General features: G+C 63.3%; 14 protein-coding genes. 6 read left to right on the forward strand and 8 right to left on the reverse strand.

Annotation, left to right across the window (positions count from 1 at the left end):
- Positions 1–13: 13 nt before the first annotated feature.
- Entirely contained in the window at positions 14–490 is a 477-nt protein-coding gene (greA, locus tag CKO25_RS02340; protein WP_200386274.1) for a transcription elongation factor GreA, read from the forward strand.
- A 44-nt stretch (positions 491–534) separates the two neighbouring features.
- Here the strand turns inward: greA and CKO25_RS02345 are convergent, their stop codons facing one another.
- The gene (locus CKO25_RS02345; protein ID WP_200386349.1) at positions 535–1,398 is read right to left on the reverse strand and encodes an SDR family oxidoreductase; all 864 of its coding nucleotides are present in this window, start codon (positions 1,396–1,398) and stop codon (positions 535–537) included.
- Positions 1,399–1,596: 198 nt separating this feature from the next.
- On the opposite strand from CKO25_RS02345, the gene CKO25_RS02350 reads away from it, so the two are divergent.
- The 4 genes from CKO25_RS02350 (at position 1,597) to CKO25_RS02365 (ending at position 5,063) form a co-directional block, all read left to right on the forward strand.
- On the forward strand, positions 1,597–1,944 hold the full coding sequence (locus CKO25_RS02350) for an FmdB family zinc ribbon protein (protein WP_200386275.1): 348 nt from the start codon (positions 1,597–1,599) through the stop codon (positions 1,942–1,944).
- 93 nt (positions 1,945–2,037) lie between these two features.
- Positions 2,038–3,816: an aspartate--tRNA ligase gene (aspS, locus tag CKO25_RS02355; RefSeq protein ID WP_200386276.1), complete on the forward strand. Its 1,779-nt coding sequence runs from the start codon at positions 2,038–2,040 to the stop codon at positions 3,814–3,816.
- Positions 3,817–3,941: 125 nt separating this feature from the next.
- Positions 3,942–4,430, forward strand: coding sequence for a dihydroneopterin triphosphate diphosphatase (gene nudB, locus CKO25_RS02360; RefSeq protein WP_200386350.1), 489 nt, complete (start codon positions 3,942–3,944; stop codon positions 4,428–4,430).
- A gap of 81 nt (positions 4,431–4,511) precedes the next feature.
- The gene (locus tag CKO25_RS02365) at positions 4,512–5,063 is read left to right on the forward strand and encodes a hypothetical protein (protein ID WP_200386277.1); all 552 of its coding nucleotides are present in this window, start codon (positions 4,512–4,514) and stop codon (positions 5,061–5,063) included.
- Between the two features lie 247 nt (positions 5,064–5,310).
- Here CKO25_RS02365 and CKO25_RS02370 read toward each other — a convergent pair whose 3' ends face one another.
- The gene (locus tag CKO25_RS02370; RefSeq protein ID WP_200386278.1) at positions 5,311–5,742 is read right to left on the reverse strand and encodes a CBS domain-containing protein; all 432 of its coding nucleotides are present in this window, start codon (positions 5,740–5,742) and stop codon (positions 5,311–5,313) included.
- 194 nt (positions 5,743–5,936) lie between these two features.
- On the opposite strand from CKO25_RS02370, the gene CKO25_RS02375 reads away from it, so the two are divergent.
- Positions 5,937–7,769: an ABC transporter transmembrane domain-containing protein gene (locus CKO25_RS02375; RefSeq protein ID WP_242467283.1), complete on the forward strand. Its 1,833-nt coding sequence runs from the start codon at positions 5,937–5,939 to the stop codon at positions 7,767–7,769.
- 158 nt (positions 7,770–7,927) lie between these two features.
- On the opposite strand, the gene CKO25_RS02380 is transcribed toward CKO25_RS02375, so the two are convergent.
- From CKO25_RS02380 to CKO25_RS02405, 6 genes are all read right to left on the reverse strand, one after another.
- On the reverse strand, positions 7,928–9,625 hold the full coding sequence (locus CKO25_RS02380; protein ID WP_338115049.1) for a Na/Pi cotransporter family protein: 1,698 nt from the start codon (positions 9,623–9,625) through the stop codon (positions 7,928–7,930).
- Positions 9,626–10,083: 458 nt separating this feature from the next.
- Positions 10,084–10,896 carry a heme ABC transporter ATP-binding protein gene (locus CKO25_RS02385; RefSeq protein WP_200386279.1) on the reverse strand — a complete coding sequence of 271 codons (813 nt, stop codon included), beginning with the start codon at positions 10,894–10,896 and terminating at the stop codon, positions 10,084–10,086.
- Positions 10,897–11,967: a FecCD family ABC transporter permease gene (locus CKO25_RS02390; protein ID WP_338115050.1), complete on the reverse strand. Its 1,071-nt coding sequence runs from the start codon at positions 11,965–11,967 to the stop codon at positions 10,897–10,899.
- Between the two features lie 35 nt (positions 11,968–12,002).
- Entirely contained in the window at positions 12,003–12,905 is a 903-nt protein-coding gene (locus CKO25_RS02395; RefSeq protein ID WP_200386280.1) for a heme/hemin ABC transporter substrate-binding protein, read from the reverse strand.
- Entirely contained in the window at positions 12,898–13,491 is a 594-nt protein-coding gene (locus CKO25_RS02400; protein WP_242467285.1) for a HugZ family pyridoxamine 5'-phosphate oxidase, read from the reverse strand. Before CKO25_RS02400 ends, CKO25_RS02395 begins: the two co-directional genes overlap by 8 nt.
- Positions 13,492–13,537: 46 nt before the next feature.
- Complete coding sequence (locus CKO25_RS02405; protein ID WP_200386282.1) at positions 13,538–15,607, reverse strand: TonB-dependent hemoglobin/transferrin/lactoferrin family receptor; 2,070 nt, start codon at positions 15,605–15,607, stop codon at positions 13,538–13,540.
- Positions 15,608–15,654: the final 47 nt, after the last annotated feature.

Raw genomic sequence — 15,654 nt, forward strand, 5'->3', positions numbered from 1 at the left:
GAGGTAAACAATCATGAGTCAGGTCCCTCTGACCGTCACGGGCGCTGAGAAATTGCGCGAAGAACTCGAGCGACTCAAACGCGTCGAGCGGCCACGGATCATCGAGGCGATTGCCGAGGCGCGGGCGCACGGCGACCTCAAAGAGAACGCCGAGTACCATGCCGCTCGTGAGCAGCAAGGGTTCGTCGAGGGGCGCATTCAAGAGATTGAAGGCAAGCTGGCTAACGCCCAGATCATCGATGTCACACAGTTGGCCGTCTCCGGTCGGGTTGTCTTCGGGGCAACGGTGCAGGTGCTGGAGTTGGACAAGGATGTCGAGCATACCTTTCAAATCGTCGGGGAGGACGAGGCCGACCTGAAACTGGGTAAGATCTCGGTTGGATCACCCATTGCGCGGTGCCTGATCGGTAAGAACGAGGGCGATGTGACCTCGGTACAGGTACCGGGGGGCGTGCGTGAGTTCGAGATCCTCGAGGTGCGATACGTTTGAAGTGACCGCGCCGCGCCGCTGTTCGGGGCCGCGGCACCCGCTCCTCAGCCTGCTCCACCGCGCGAGACCGCGGCGATAACCCAGTCGAGAGCGGCATCCGGCAGGATGCGCTCAAGCACGGCAAACAGATGAGTCGGGACCGTGACGCGATAGCGCACACGCGGGCGCGGGCTTTCCAGCGCATGGACCAGTTTCGCCAGGACGGCATCGGCAGGCAGGGTGAACGGCTGCGCCGCGCCCGTTTTGGTCAGGCGCGTTTCCGCAAGCCGGTAGGCGTCGCGGTGCACACTCTGGTCGGCGTCGATCCGATCCTTGAAGGCACGATGCGCGTTCTCGCGAAACCGGCTCAGGATCGGACCGGGCTGGATGATGGAAACCTGGATGCCACTGCCTCGCAGCTCCAGTCGGAGTGTGTCGGTCAGTCCTTCGAGTGCATATTTACTGGCCACATAGGCGCCGCGGAAGGGCAACGGGATGAAGCCGAGCACCGAACTGTTTTGGACGATGCGGCCCTGCCCTTGCCGACGCATGACGGGGATGACACGACACGTCAGGTCATGCCAGCCGAGCAGGTTGGTCTCGAGCTGAGCGCGGAGGGCGTCGCGACTGAGGTCCTCGACGGCGCCGGGTTGGCCGTAGGCGCCATTGTTAAAGAGGGCATCGAGTCGGCCATGGGTGAGTTCCAGTGTTCGCGCCAGACCCGCTGCGACACTCGCGGGGTCGTCGAGATCGAGTAAGACGGCGGTGAGGCCCTGGGCGTGCAAGCGGGCCACGTCCTCGGCCTTGCGTGCCGAGGCAATGACATGCCAGTTGCGATCAGCCAAACCGCGTGCGCAGGTGAGGCCGATCCCGCTGGAGCAGCCGGTGATGAGGATGCTGGGGCGAGGGGAGCCATGGGTACGGGCCATCGGGCTGGATTCGTCTTTCACGTTGGCGCGATCCGTTGCGGCGGTAACCACATGCCGTGAGGTGAACGCGATGATGAGGTGCGATCAGTGTAGCATCAGGGTCGGGTCAGTGGCCGACCATCATGATTGACCGCTTTATTTGCGCGTGCGCTGCCCAGAGCCATCCGCCGGGCGCACTGGAGATGTGAGGAATCAACGATGCCGATCTACGAATACCGCTGTGAAGCCTGCGGCCATGAACTGGAGCAGATGCAAAAGATCAGTGATCCGCCATTGACCGATTGTCCAGCCTGTGGGCAGTCAGCTCTGCGCAAGCGGATCTCAGCGGCGGCCTTCCGGCTGAAGGGCGGGGGTTGGTACGAGACCGACTTCAAGAAATCCAACCAAAAGAACCTGCATGACAGTGGCGAGAAGGGTGAGAAAAAGGACGCCAAGCCAACTGAAGGGGGTGGTGCGAGCGCGACGAGTCGCGAAACGACCGCGACGAAGTCTGACGCCGCGGCCAAGACGCCATCCGCACCGGCTGCGAAGAAACCAGCCGCCTAGCGAACCCGCGGCCGACACCGAGCGATCGGCCGCTCCTGCCCCAACGCGTGCGGCGCGTAGCCGCGAATCTGAATGACACGAGGCCCGACGACCATGCGCACCCATTACTGTGGAGAATTGAACAGCCGCCATGAGGGCGAGGAGGTCGTCTTGTGTGGCTGGGTCCACCGGCGTCGGGATCACGGTGGTGTCATCTTCGTCGACCTGCGTGATCGCGATGGGTTGGTGCAAGTGGTGCTGGATCCGGACCGTGCCGAGGTTTTCGCGCGCGCCGAGCAGGTGCGGAGCGAGTATGTGCTGAAGGTCAGTGGCCGGGTGCGCGCGCGTCCACGGGGGACTGTCAACCCCGATCTTCCGACCGGTGAGATTGAAGTGCTCGGCCTCGATCTGGACATCCTCAATCCATCCGAAACCCCACCGATTCAGCTCGACGAGCATGGCATCGAGGTCTCCGAGGAACTGCGACTGCGCTATCGCTACCTGGATCTGCGCCGTCCCGAGATGCAGGCGCGCCTGCGCACGCGCAGTCTCGTGACGCGGACGCTCCGTGGGTTTCTCGATGCGCATGGCTTCCTCGACATCGAAACACCGATCCTCACCAAGTCCACCCCAGAGGGCGCGCGGGATTATCTGGTGCCCAGCCGGACCCATCCCGGCGAGTTTTTTGCGCTGCCTCAGTCACCGCAGCTGTTTAAGCAACTGCTGATGATGTCTGGTTTGGACCGCTACTATCAGATCGCACGCTGTTTCCGTGACGAAGATCTGCGCGCCGATCGTCAGCCTGAGTTCACGCAGCTCGACATCGAGGTCTCCTTCCTGGATGAGGAGGCACTCATGGGAATCATGGAGGGCATGATTCGCACCCTCTTCCGTGAGGTCCAGGGTGTTGAATTGCCTGAGCCCTTTCCACGTCTGACCTATGCCGAGGCAATGCGTCGTTTTGGTTCGGATCGTCCGGATCTGCGGGTACCGCTGGAATTGGTCGACGTCGCGGACGTGCTCGGCGGGGTCGATTTCAAGGTTTTCGCCGAACCGGCACGGGATCCGCATGGTCGCGTCGTCGCCCTGCGGCTGCCGGGGGGCGGTGAACTCACACGCAAGGAGATCGAAGGCTACACCCAGTTCGTCGCAATCTACGGCGCTAAGGGTCTTGCCTACATCAAGGTCAACGCCTGGAACGAGCAGGGACGCGAGGGCTTACAGTCGCCCATCCTCAAGTTCCTGCCGGATCAGGCGATCGATGCGATCATGACCCGCACCGCGGCGAGCGATGGCGATCTCATCTTCTTCGGGGCCGACCAGGCGCAGGTCGTGAACGAGTCGATGGGCGCGCTCAGGGTGCGTCTTGGGCAAGATCGCGGGTTGCTCGCTGCCGGTTGGTATCCGCTCTGGGTGGTGGACTTTCCCATGTTCGAGCGCGATGCCAACAGTGGACGTTGGATGGCCCTACACCATCCCTTCACGGCACCAAAGGACGAGCACTTGGAGCGCCTTGAGAGCGACCCGGGCACCTGTCTGTCGCGTGCCTATGATCTGGTCCTCAATGGCACCGAGATCGGTGGTGGCTCCATCCGTATCCATCGCGATGCGGTCCAGCGGCGCGTCTTCGACCTGCTGGCCATCTCCCCGGAGCAGGCCGAGGATCGGTTCGGCTTCTTGCTCAAGGCGTTGCGTTTTGGATGTCCGCCGCATGGTGGCATCGCCTTCGGCTTGGATCGTCTGGTGATGCTGATGACGGGTGCGACCTCAATCCGTGATGTCATGGCCTTCCCCAAGACCCAGAGCGCCGCCTGTCTGCTCACGGATGCGCCGGCGAGCGTGGATGAGGCGCAGCTCAAGGAGCTGGGACTCAGGATCAGGACAAAAGGCTGAGTGATCATGCAATGCGCGGACTCAGGCGGTGGTGTTGCACGATGGTGGTCCGAGTGCGGGGGCGCCGCCGTTAGGCCACGGCCGTTATGGTTGCGGGGTGATCCGGTGTCGCGAGCCAACTGATGATGGCCGAGCAGACCACGAAACGCGCTCAATCGGTGCTGGTCGTCATTTGTACGCGGGGTGGTGAGTTTCTCTTATTGAAACGCACGCGCCCGGTCGATTTCTGGCAATCCGTGACGGGAAGTCTGTCGCATGGTGAGACGCCGCGACACGCCGCGGCGCGCGAGGTCTTCGAGGAAACCGGGTTGCGCGTCGGCGGGGCGTTGATCGATCTGCGACACACCAACCTCTTCCCCATCATTCGCGCCTGGCGCGATCGCTATGCGCCGAACATCTGCTTCAATCGTGAATACTGGTTCGCTCTGGTGCTGGAGACGCGCCGACTGATTCGCCTGAATCCGCGTGAGCATTCCGAATATCGTTGGCTGTCAGCGGGGCCTGCACAGCTGATGGCAACGTCTCGGACTAATCGCAGCGCGATCCGTATGCTCGAAACCCGGGTGTGTTCCGCCATGCGCAGCCTCTATCCACACCATTCCGTATCGTCCTAAATCGGCTCGTTGCTTGGCGCAGGCTCACAGGAGCCTGATCGCCGCGAGTCACCCATCTGAAAAAACAGGAGTTCATGTCCAATGAAAGATCGAGTGACGCTAATTCTTGCACTGAGCCTGTTGCTCTTCAGTTCACACTCGCTCGCCCTGTCGACCGTCGAGATCGATCGCTTCATCGCGTCCTATTCGGAGATCTCGCCCTTGATTGCAGCACGCATGGACGACGAGGATGAGGACGAGGATGACGCCTCCACCGATGAAGGCGCCTTCATCAAACAGCGACTCATTGAGGCCGTTGCCGGTCAGTCTGAACTCGTTGCGATCATTGAGGCGCATGGATTTCCCTCCGTTGAGAGCTGGGCTGACACCTCATCGCGCGTCATCATGGCGATGATCGCGGTCGAGTCCGCTGCTGGCATGGAATCCTTCGCGAGCGAGATGGAGATCTTGCGCGAGGAAGCGCAGGATGATCCCAGTGCACTTGAGGAAATCGAGCAATTCGAGCAGGCCGTCATGGCACACCAGGCCTCGTTGCAAGTGCCTCAGGCCGATCTGGATGCGATCCAGCCTTACCTTCCCGCGCTGCGTGATCTCTTCGATTGGGACGATGATGAGGAGTTCGAAGACAACTGAGTTTGCTGTCCCCTGTTGGTCGAGGTGAGTCCCCCCGCGATGTCGATCCCCCAGATTGAGAGGGTCGCGGGGGGGCGGGACACCATGCCGGCTCATCGCCGGCGGTGCACCCGAGGGTGCGTGTGCGTGCCCTGTCCCTCGGGAGCACGCGCCTCATCGGGATTGCCGTTGCGTCGCTCGGCCTGCGTGGCCACCTGGCATCAGGCTGAAGGACGGGCGAACCGATGCCTTGGGTCTGCCAAGGCCATCATCCACTGCTAATGTAGTGCTCGAGTTGTTCGATGATGAATTTGTGCTCGGACACGATCGACTTGATGAGGTCGCCGATCGAGACGAGACCGACGAGTTCGTTCTCAGTGATGACGGGTAAGTGACGCACGCGTTTTTCGGTCATCAGGGCCATGGCTTCCTCAAGCGTCTGGTCCGGATGCGCGCACACGACTCGTTGGGTCATGATGTCGCGCACGCAGGTTGCGTGCGAACTGATGCCTTTGAGAACCACGTTGCGCGCATAATCGCGCTCCGAAATCAGACCGATCATCCCTGTCTCATCGATCACCGGGAGTGCGCCGATCTGCCGCTCTGCCATCAGGGCCAGAGCCTCGTAGACGCTTGCATCCGGTCCGACCGACCAAATCTGTTGACCCTTGTGATCAAGCAACTGTTGAATCGTCGTCATTGAAGTGCGCACTCCTCGGGTGGTGAAGAAACCCGTCCATGCTGTCGGTGCGGCGTTCCTTGGCCTGATTGGTTGGGCCTCCGGCTGTGCTTGGCCTCGTTTGAGATGAGCTGGCCACCTGGTTGGTGCGCTCTTCTCGCCATGTGTGATGCGCGTTGACCGGTCGCGCACCCCGACCTACGAGATTCAGATGCATGCACGAACAGATGGATCGTTCCGCGGATCGCCCACGCACCCGTAACCTTGGAGCCTTGCGCAAGCTCTTGAGTTTCACGCGACCCTACATCGGGCAATTAGTGATTGCCCTTGCCGCGCTCGTGCTGGCGGCGGGTTCAGTCTTGGCCTTCGGCCAGGTGATCCGCATGCTGGTCGATTCGGGTCTGACGAGTGGCTCGACCGCGGAACTCGACCGGGCGCTGATGTTTTTCTTGAGCGTGGTCTTAGTGACGGGGATTGCGGTCGCGGTGCGCAGCTATCTGCTCAATTGGATCGGCGAGCGGGTGGTCGCCGATATCCGCACCCAGGTTTTTGCCCGGGTGCTCTCTCTCGATGTCGGCTTCTTCGAGACGACGCGCGTGGGGGAGGTGATCTCGCGTCTGACGAGCGACACGGCCCTGCTTCAGGTGGTGGTCGGCTCGACACTCGCCATGGTGCTGCGCACGGGATTGCTGATGATCGGTGGGATCCTGATGTTGGCCATCACCAGTCCAGCATTGACGGGGTTGGTCTTGCTCGGTGTGCCCTTTGTCATCGTGCCGGCCTGGTTGCTCGGGCATCGGGTGCGACGTCTCTCGCGCGACAGTCAGGATCGGATCGCTGACGTCGGTGCCTATGTCGACGAGGTGGTTCACGGCATTCGGACGGTGCAGGCCTGCTGCCATGAGCCGATCGACCGGGAACGCTATGGCCAGCAGGTTGAATCCGCATTCGAGGTCGCGGCGCGCCGCTCCATGACGAGTGCGCAATTGGCTGGTGTCTCGACGCTGTTGACCTTTGGCGCCATCGGTGTCGTCCTCTGGGTCGGAGGCCGGCAGGTCTTGGCAGGCAGTTTGAGTGGCGGGGAACTCTCAGCGTTTCTCTTCTATGCCGTCGTGGTCGCGGGCGCGGTGGGTTCGCTCAGTGAATTGATGGGACAATTGTTGCGTGGCGCGGGTGCGAGCGAGCGTCTCATGGAACTGCTCGAGTCACGGCCAAGCATTTGCGCGCCCGCGCAACCCCGCCCCTTGCCAAACCCACCACGCGGTCAGGTAATCTTCGAGGCGGTTCACTTCATCTATCCGGCACGCCCTGATACTCCAGCGCTTGATGGCTTCGATATCGTCATCGAACCAGGCGAGCGGGTTGCCTTGGTTGGTCCTTCGGGCGCTGGCAAATCAACGATCTTCCAACTCCTGCTGCGGTTCTATGATCCGGTGTCCGGCGCGATTCGCTTCGATGGCGTCGACCTGCGTGAGCTTGATCCCGTGGCATTGCGTCGACGCTTGTCGCTCGTCCCGCAGGACCCGGTGATCTTCGGTGCGGATGCCTGGGAAAACATCCGCTACGGATTCGCTGGCGCGAGCGACGCGGACGTGCGTCGCGCGGCCGAAGCGGCACATGCGCTCGAATTCCTCGATCGGCTGCCGCAGGGTTTCGACACCTTTCTCGGCGAGCGAGGGGTGCGATTGTCCGGTGGCGAACGGCAGCGGATCGCCATCGCGCGGACCGTCTTGCGCGACCCGACGCTGCTGTTGCTCGACGAGGCCACCAGTGCTCTTGACGCCGAGAGCGAGCGTCTCGTTCAGGATGCGCTTGAACATCTCATGCGCGGCCGGACCAGCATTGTCATCGCCCATCGCCTCGCCACGGTGCGCAATGCCGACCGCATCATCGTCCTCGATCAAGGGCGCATCCTCGCCAGTGGGCGCCATGAGGAGCTGATCGCGCAAGATGGACTCTACGCCCGCCTGGCCTCGCTGCAATTCCAAGACGCCGCGCTGGCATCCCCGCGCGCGACCTCAGCCGGCGCATTGGAACGGTGTGCGTGAGCGGATCGGTCGTGCGTTCAGGCGCCAGGTGCGTGCGCGGATCTGTCATCGGTGTCTTGGTGTTGAGGCTGAAGCTAACCCCGGAGTGGATGTCTTGATCTGAACAATACCCCACGAAGATCCGAGCGACTGCCGCGCTTGGGGGCTGAAGACGCCCGTCAATCGAAATCGCTCGTGTCATCCGATGCAACCGTCTTCGCCATGTGCTGAGCCAGGTAGTAGATCCGTTTCAACTTCTCGATGATGTCGATTTCGATGGTGTAGGCGGGGATGCGGTTGGGTTCTTCGGCCACCAGCCGCTGTGCCTGATGGATGGCGGCAGAGTCTGCGATACGCTGAATCTCCTGCTTCATCGAGGTTACGGTCCGCGCCGCCAGCTCATTGTTCTGGACCACGGCTTGAACCGCGGCGGAGACCGCGCGCGTGACCGCACGATGAAAGCCCATCAGCACCTTGCGCGTCGGTTCGCTGATGGAGACCCCCTCGGCGATGCGTGCGCGCCCGAGGACAATGAGATTGGTCTCGATGACATCGCCGATGTTCTCGAGATCATTGACCGCCGACATCAAGTCCATCAGCGTCCGGGTTTGTGGCTCGGTCAGTGCTTGGCGGCTGATCTTGCCAAGATAGGTGATGATCTGAGCGTGCAGGGTGTCGACATCATTGTCCATCAGTTCGATTTCACGCAGTGTCTGTCGGTTTCCGCTGAGGATCGCCGGCATGATCCGCGCCATCATCTTGTCCACGCTCTCGCCCATGTGCAGCACCTCGAGACGAACCCGATCGAGTGCCAGGGAGGGCGTGGACAGTAACTCCTCATCCAGATACTTTGCCTGTACGGCCATGGTCTCTGCTCCCGGGGGCGGCTCCGGGACCAGCCACTCCACCAAGCGCGCGAATTGCCGCGTCAGGCCAATAAAGATGAAGGTGTTCGCGACATTGAAGAGGGTGTGGGCGTTGGCGATCTGACGCGGCGCTTCGGCAGCGAGGCGTTCCGCGCCGCTCAAGGAGGGATAGGTCGGCGAGATGGCCGTCGCGATTGCGGCAAGCTGACCGATGAAGGCAACCCAGAGCAGCACGCCACAGAGGTTGAAGATGACATGGACCAAGGCGGCCCGCAGTGCCGCGCGTGGTTTGCCGATCGCGGCGAGCAGCGCGGTGACGCAGGTCCCGATGTTGGCGCCCAAGGCGAGCGCGATCCCGGTGGGTAGATTGATGAACCCCTGGCTCGCCATGACGATGGCGATCCCCATGGTGGCCGCCGATGATTGGATCAAACCGGTCAAGAGCGTCGCGACCAGGATGGCGACCGCGGGGTTTTCGAGCGTGCGCATGAAGTCCAGGAAGGGCGGGTAGCTGCGCAGCGGCACCATCGCATCACTCATGACGCTCATCCCGAAGAACACCATCCCCAGGCCCATCAAGATGCCGCCATCATGGCGGATGCTCTCTCGTTTGGAGGCAAACTGCAGGGTGAAACCCACTGCGATCATCAGGAGCGCCGTATCGGTGATCTGAAACGCAATCAGTTGCGCGGTCATTGTCGAACCGATGTTGGCGCCCATGATGATGCCAACGGACTGGCTCAGGGTCATGAGCCCAGCGCTGATAAAGCCGACGACCAGGACGGTGGTGACCGAGGAGGAATTGATGATGGCCGTCACAAAGGCACCGGTGAGCGCGCCCATGAAGCGGTTGGCGGTCAACTTCGCGAGGAGATCCTTCATCCGATCGCCGGCGACAGCCTTGAGCGCGGTCGCCATCTGATCCATCCCCAATAGAAAGAGAGCGAGACCACCGAACAGGCCCGTGCTCATACTCCACCAGTCGGGCGGTGGCACGAGATCCAGGCTCACTGCCGCGCCTCGGCCAGCACATCTCGGCACCGCGTGTCAGTCGCGGCTGGGGTCATCAGCGTGTGATGTGACGTGAATCCCATGAATCGGTGGGTCGAGGAGACCATGGCGACAGGACGGAGGGCGCGGCTCAGGGATCGCCCGCCCTTCAGGGTTGACGATCCCGGCAATCCTAGCCGATGTGGCGGTTTCGTTGCGAAACCATTCAATCTGCCATACCCCCGAACGACTGGTCGCTGCGAGGGTGAGTCGTGCTCGCCGCCTTGAGGATGAAGAAGCTACTGACTGCGGACCTGGCGCTGCGTGTCGAGATGACCTGTCGGTTCAGGCGAAGGGGTGCCTGGGCAACTCACACATATCAGCCTAGATCCGCTCCTAGCGGCCATCACCCGGCCGGTGAGGTGTCAGATGACCCAGATCCTCAACGCCGTCGAACCCTTGCATGCGGTATGGAGCGGTCAACTGCTTGGTCTAGCGTCAGAGACATGGTGGCCAGTGATCACCAAGTGCCGCCCGGCGAGCTGCGGATGCGCGATGGTCTGCACTGGGATGCCAAAGACGGCGGCCAGGTCTGCGCAATTCATGATCTCTGCCACGGGACCCGCTGCCACCAGCCGGCCGTTCTTGAGCAGCAGGATCCGATCGGCATAGGCGCTCGCGAGATTCAGGTCGTGGAGGATCGCCAGCACGCCGAGCTCGCCTCCAGACAACATCTCGCGGGCGATCGCAAGCAGTTGGTGTTGGTGGGCGATATCCAATGCCGAGGTTGGCTCATCGAGCAAGAGATACCGTGGACCCAGGTCAGTGGGGTCCCAGATCTGCGCGAGCACACGGGCGAGTTGGACCCGTTGACGTTCCCCGCCCGAGAGGCTCGGATAGAGGCGTCCGGCCAGATGCCACACATCGGCTCGACGCATTGCCTCTTGGACGATCGTCTCCTGACGTTCCCGGGCTACCGCACGATGCGGGCTACGGCCCATGCGCACCACGTCCTCGACTAGAAAGGGAAAACTCAGGGCGCTCTGCTGCGGCAGCACCGCACGTTGCCGCGCGAGCACCGGCGGGCTCCAGTTGCGCAGACGACGCCCATTGAGGGACACGGCTCCGGTTGTCGGCGTTAGGTCACCCGAAAGCACGCGCAGCAATGTGCTTTTGCCCGCGCCGTTCGGACCCAATACGACCACGAATTCGCCGGGGCCAACCACGCAACCAACATCCTCGAGCAGGCGATGCTGCGCGATTCGAAACCCGATTTTTTCAGCCTTCAGCATTCAAAACCCCTGCCCGCGACGCGAGGCCAGTAGCCACAGGAAAAAAGGGCCACCCAGCAAAGCGGTGACGATACCGATGGGCAGCTCGGCCGGGGCCACGAGCGTGCGTGCGATCAGGTCGGCGCCGAGCAGCAGGATGGCTCCGAGCAGGGCCGATCCGGGCAGGAGCCAGCGATGATCTGGCCCGATGGTCAAGCGCAGCAGATGCGGGACCACCAAGCCGATGAACCCGATGATGCCACTTAGCGCCACCGCCGTGCCGACCGCCAGGGCGACCAGGATCACCAACAAGGTTTTGACCCGCTCCGGCTCGAAACCCAGATGACGCGCCTCGGACTCGCCCAGCAGGATGGCGTTCAGTGCATCGGCATGCAGAGGGATCAAGACAATCGCCGCGAGGATCAGGGGGGCAGCGACCGCGACCGTCGACCAGGTCGCACCCCCCAGGCTTCCCATGGTCCAGAAGGTGAGGGTGCGCAATTGGTTGTCGTCGGCGACGAAGGTCAAGACGCCGGTCGCCGCGCCGGCGATCGCATTGATGGCGATGCCGGCCAGCAGTAGGGTCGCAACCGCGGTATGGCCGTCGCGACGCGCCAGCCGATGCACCAAGAGGGTCGCGACCAGGCTCCCGCCGAAGGCCGCGATCGGGAGGGTCGCTGTTCCCAGGACCTGGGTCAGGCCGCTGAGCAGCGTTGCGCCCAGGACGATCACCGATACGGCCGCCAGTGCCGCGCCCGCCGAGACCCCGAGCAAGGCGGGATCGGCCAGCGGGTTGCGAAACAGCCCCTGCATGGCCGCACCGGAGACGGCGAGGGCCGCCCCAACCAGGATCGCGAGCAAGACGCGCGGGGCGCGAATGGCCCCGAGCACCGCCGCCTGCTCGGGCTCGAAGGACCTTGGCAGATCCAGGCCCAGCCCATGGGCGAGGATGGCGATGACCTGGGTCGGGGCGATCTCGACCGCACCCACCGACAGTGCGACGATGGACGTGATCATCAGCCCCACGGACAGCCCGATCAAGACCAGCGGCAGGCGCCCGCAGCGCATCCGATGACCTGCCTCACGGCCCACGGCTAGTCCGAGGCGAAGGGCGAGCGCCCGCGCCTTCACCGGCTCAGATCCACACGCCCCAGATACTGGTGCGTCTCGGGAGTCAGCCGCGGATGCAGCTCGGTCGCAAGATCGGCGATCGCGGCCGGCAGGCGCGGGCCGAAGCCCAGGAGATAGAGATCGTCCATGGCGGCGATGCGCCGATGGCGTCCGGCTGGGGTCAGGGACACGCCGGGCAGGGCGAGAACGCCCTCGATCCCGCCAAGACCTTCGAGCGTTCGATCGGTCAGGAGGATCACATCGGGTGCGGCACCGATCATCGACTCGGTGTTCAGTGGCTTGTAGCCGACCATCTCGGCCGACAGAGGATTCTGTCCACCGGCGAGCCGGATCGCCGCATCGGCCGCCGTATCGCGACCGGCCGCCATGGGGGCACCGCGGGCGGCGCTGAAGAGGAAGACCACGGAGGGCCTGTCCGAGATCACATCGAGACGGTCCTCGACCCGGCGCATCCGCTCGGCGACCTCCTTGGTTAAGGCTGTCCCGGCGTCGGGACGCCCGACCGCCTCGGCGACCGCCTGGATCTTCTCGACCAGCCCCTCGGGCGAGGGGTCGCCCGGGATGATCCGCACCTGGACACCGGCCGCGCGAAGCTGCTCGATGACAGCCGGCGGTCCTGCCGCCTCGGTCGCCACCACCAGATCGGGCGAGAGCGAGAGGAGTCCCTCGGCGGCCAGCGTGCGCTGGTAGCCGACCTGCGGAAGGATCGCGGCCTCGCTCGGCCATTGGCTCGTGGTATCCACCCCGACCAAGCGGTCCTGGACCTCGAGCCGGAAGAGGATCTCGGTCAAGGCCCCGCCGACGGAGACGATCCGCTGCGGTTCGCCCGCGTGCGGTGCATCGACCAGACCCAGCAGGCCAAGCACCAGGGCTGCGGTCACCATGGCATCTCTAAACATCGGATTCCTCCGCAGGGTTGGTGAGACGTCGGTTGAAGGTGTTGCGTGTTACGGCGTTGCTGGCACGGTGGCCCTGATCCCGGAGATGGCGGATCTCGGCGAGCTGCACGTCATCGATGGCGAAAGCCTTGGCGAAGCCGCTGACATAGCGAGCGCTTAAGGGTCGTAACCGCACGAGATGGAAGTCCTGCAGACCTCGCAAGGTCACGATCAAGGCGCCGAACCGAAGCTCGAATCGATCCAGAATGGTCTCGCAACCGATCGAGCCGCGCGCGAGCTCCTCGGCCCGGCACCGATAGGTGAGTCGTCGCCGGGCGAAGAGATGACCGGCCGAGGCCTCCTCTTCGATGAAGAGGACGCTGACACGTCCGGACTCCAACAGGTTCTTGGTGTGGACGGAGAGCTCGCTGACGAAGACGTGGAAATCGCCGTCGTCCTCGATGTAGGCCGCGTAGCTCGCGTCCGGTTCGCCGTCCGGAGCGACCGTGGCCATCAGCAGAGTTGCGAAGCCCTCGCGAAAACGCACGACCTCCGCGTAAACCTGTGCGAGATCGGGTACAGAGGAGCTGGCTGTCGAATCGGTCATCGGATGTCTCGCCATGGGCGCGGTTCGGCTGGGCGCCGGACGCCGTTCAAAAACTCACCACCATCGTCAGTTTGATATTTCGCCCCGGCCCCTCGATCGCTGACAGATAGGGGAGGTAATCGCGATCCATCAGATTGTCGATGCCGAAGTCCAGGCGGAGGGCCTGATGCTTGACCTGCGGTGGTTGCCAAGTGAGATAGAGGTCATGCAGATCATAGCTGGACGATGCCTCCACTCCAGCGGGCACGCGATCCTGCGCGGCCACGAAGCGGCCTCGCCAACCGAAGGACAAGCCATGCGATGGCAGCCTCCCCCCTGCGCTCAGGATCAGCTCGTTGGCCGGGATGCCGCCAAGCGGCTCGCCCGACTCCATGTCCTTGCCCGTCGTGAGGCCATAGCCGGCACGGGCAAACCAACGCGGAGCCTCGTAAGCCAGCTCGGCCTCGAACCCTTCGAGACGCGCGTCACGAACATTCTCGAAATAGCTCACCCCGCCCAGTCCGGGGTTTCCGGGCACCGGGCGGAAGGCAAAGATCACCAACTGTTCGATAAAGTCGGAGACATCATTGCGAAACAGGTTCAGGCTCGCGCGGCCCTCGTCGCCTGGCTGGAAGAGTCCCGCGCGCCGCAACCGCATGCCGATTTCCTTGTTGCGCGCCGTCTCGGGCTTGAGATCTGGATTCGGCACGAAGACATTGGCGCAGCCGCGACCGCAGGTGAAATGAACCCCGGAGACGAACAACTGACCCAGGCTCGGCGCTCGAAAGGCCTCGTTGTAGGCCGCGACCAGACTCAGCCAATCCGTGACCATGAAGGTGAGGGCCAGCTTTTTCGACAGATTGGAATCGTTCTGATCCTCCGCGACATCGCCACTTGAGCGGCTCTCGTAGCGATCCCAGCGCAGCCCGGGCACGAGGATGACCCGCTTGCCGATGCTGATCTCGTCCTGGAGATAGAGGCCAAGGACATCCTGCTTCGCATCCGGGAAGGACGGACGCGGCTGACCGTCGCGGCGCGACTCGGCGGTGTCTTGGTAGTAGTCCACCCCGGCCACGACATCGTGCAGCAGATTGGCCGGCCCCCGAATCACCGACCGATTGCGCAGGTCGAAACCGGTCGTCCGCAGCTCGGTGTCATCGCGGCGCCGGTCCACCACACGCCGTTCCTCGATGTCGGTCCAATTGGTATAGACCAGCGCCGAGAAATCGACCCATGGGTTGTCGCTCGCCGCATAGGCATAACGCAGTGAGAGGTTGCTCTGGCGGGTATCGCGATCGACCAAGTCATCAAGGGTGCCGCGGATCTGCGGGTTCGAGGGAACCTTGCCGTGCTCGTCAAACGTCTGGAAGGTCGCCGCCACCTCGTGATCCGGCGCCGGCGTCCAGGTCAGCTTTCCGAGACCCGACAGCGTCTCGAAACTCGAATTCTGTAACGTGGTTCCGTCACCGAGTCGCACGTCCTGCCCGTGACGATAGCTGAGATCCGCCAAGAGCCCCAGACTCTCACCGACCAGGCCGTAGGCGCTGCCCCCGGTCAGCCACTGGCGATCCGCACTCTGATAGCCCGCCCGCACCCGCGCGCCGGCGGTTTGGCCCGGACGCAGCAGGTCCGCCGCGTCGACCGTCGTCAGCGCCACCACGCCGCCAAGCGCACCGCTCCCCCAGAGCGCCGACGCGGGCCCGCGCAAGACCTCGACTTGCTTGAGCAGATCCGGATCGATGAAGACGCGCGCATTGTGGGCACGATCGAAATTCTGACGCGCACCGTCGAGCAGGAACAGGATGCGCTCGTCGCCCAGCCCGCGGATGACGATCTGTTGTCCGGCGCCGCGCGGTCCGCCACCAATGTCGACATTCGCAAGATCCAGCAGCAGGTCGCCGAGCCGGGTCGGTTGCTCGGACTCGATCTGCTCCCGGCCGATCACGCTGACCGATTCGGCAATCGTGAAGGGATCGCGGTCGCTCTTGACGGCCGTCACCCGGATTTGCGCGAGCTCCACGGCCGACATCCTCGTTTCGGCGTTGGACTGATCGGTCAGTGGCATCAAGGTCAAGGCGAGTATGGGAGCAAGCACCCGAGGATGGGCGTGAGTCGCCCGAGATGTTCGATCAGACACCAGCCAGCCTCCTGAGACCATTGGTCTACATCACTGGCTACCTTGGC

The sequence above is a fragment of the Thiocapsa imhoffii genome, assembly GCF_016583985.1.
Classification (GTDB): Bacteria; Pseudomonadota; Gammaproteobacteria; order Chromatiales; family Chromatiaceae; genus Thiocapsa; species Thiocapsa imhoffii.

Excerpts from the sequence above, each read along its gene's own strand:
- nudB (WP_200386350.1), top strand. The coding sequence starts at position 3,942 with ATGGCCGAGCAGACCACGAAACGCGCTCAATCGGTGCTGGTCGTCATT.
- CKO25_RS02350 (WP_200386275.1), top strand. The coding sequence starts at position 1,597 with ATGCCGATCTACGAATACCGCTGTGAAGCCTGCGGCCATGAACTGGAG.
- aspS (WP_200386276.1), top strand. The coding sequence starts at position 2,038 with ATGCGCACCCATTACTGTGGAGAATTGAACAGCCGCCATGAGGGCGAG.
- CKO25_RS02385 (WP_200386279.1), bottom strand. The coding sequence starts at position 10,896 with ATGCTGAAGGCTGAAAAAATCGGGTTTCGAATCGCGCAGCATCGCCTG.
- CKO25_RS02365 (WP_200386277.1), top strand. The coding sequence starts at position 4,512 with ATGAAAGATCGAGTGACGCTAATTCTTGCACTGAGCCTGTTGCTCTTC.
- CKO25_RS02370 (WP_200386278.1), bottom strand. The coding sequence starts at position 5,742 with ATGACGACGATTCAACAGTTGCTTGATCACAAGGGTCAACAGATTTGG.
- greA (WP_200386274.1), top strand. The coding sequence starts at position 14 with ATGAGTCAGGTCCCTCTGACCGTCACGGGCGCTGAGAAATTGCGCGAA.
- CKO25_RS02395 (WP_200386280.1), bottom strand. The coding sequence starts at position 12,905 with ATGTTTAGAGATGCCATGGTGACCGCAGCCCTGGTGCTTGGCCTGCTG.
- CKO25_RS02345 (WP_200386349.1), bottom strand. The coding sequence starts at position 1,398 with ATGGCCCGTACCCATGGCTCCCCTCGCCCCAGCATCCTCATCACCGGC.
- CKO25_RS02400 (WP_242467285.1), bottom strand. The coding sequence starts at position 13,491 with ATGACCGATTCGACAGCCAGCTCCTCTGTACCCGATCTCGCACAGGTT.
- CKO25_RS02375 (WP_242467283.1), top strand. The coding sequence starts at position 5,937 with ATGCACGAACAGATGGATCGTTCCGCGGATCGCCCACGCACCCGTAAC.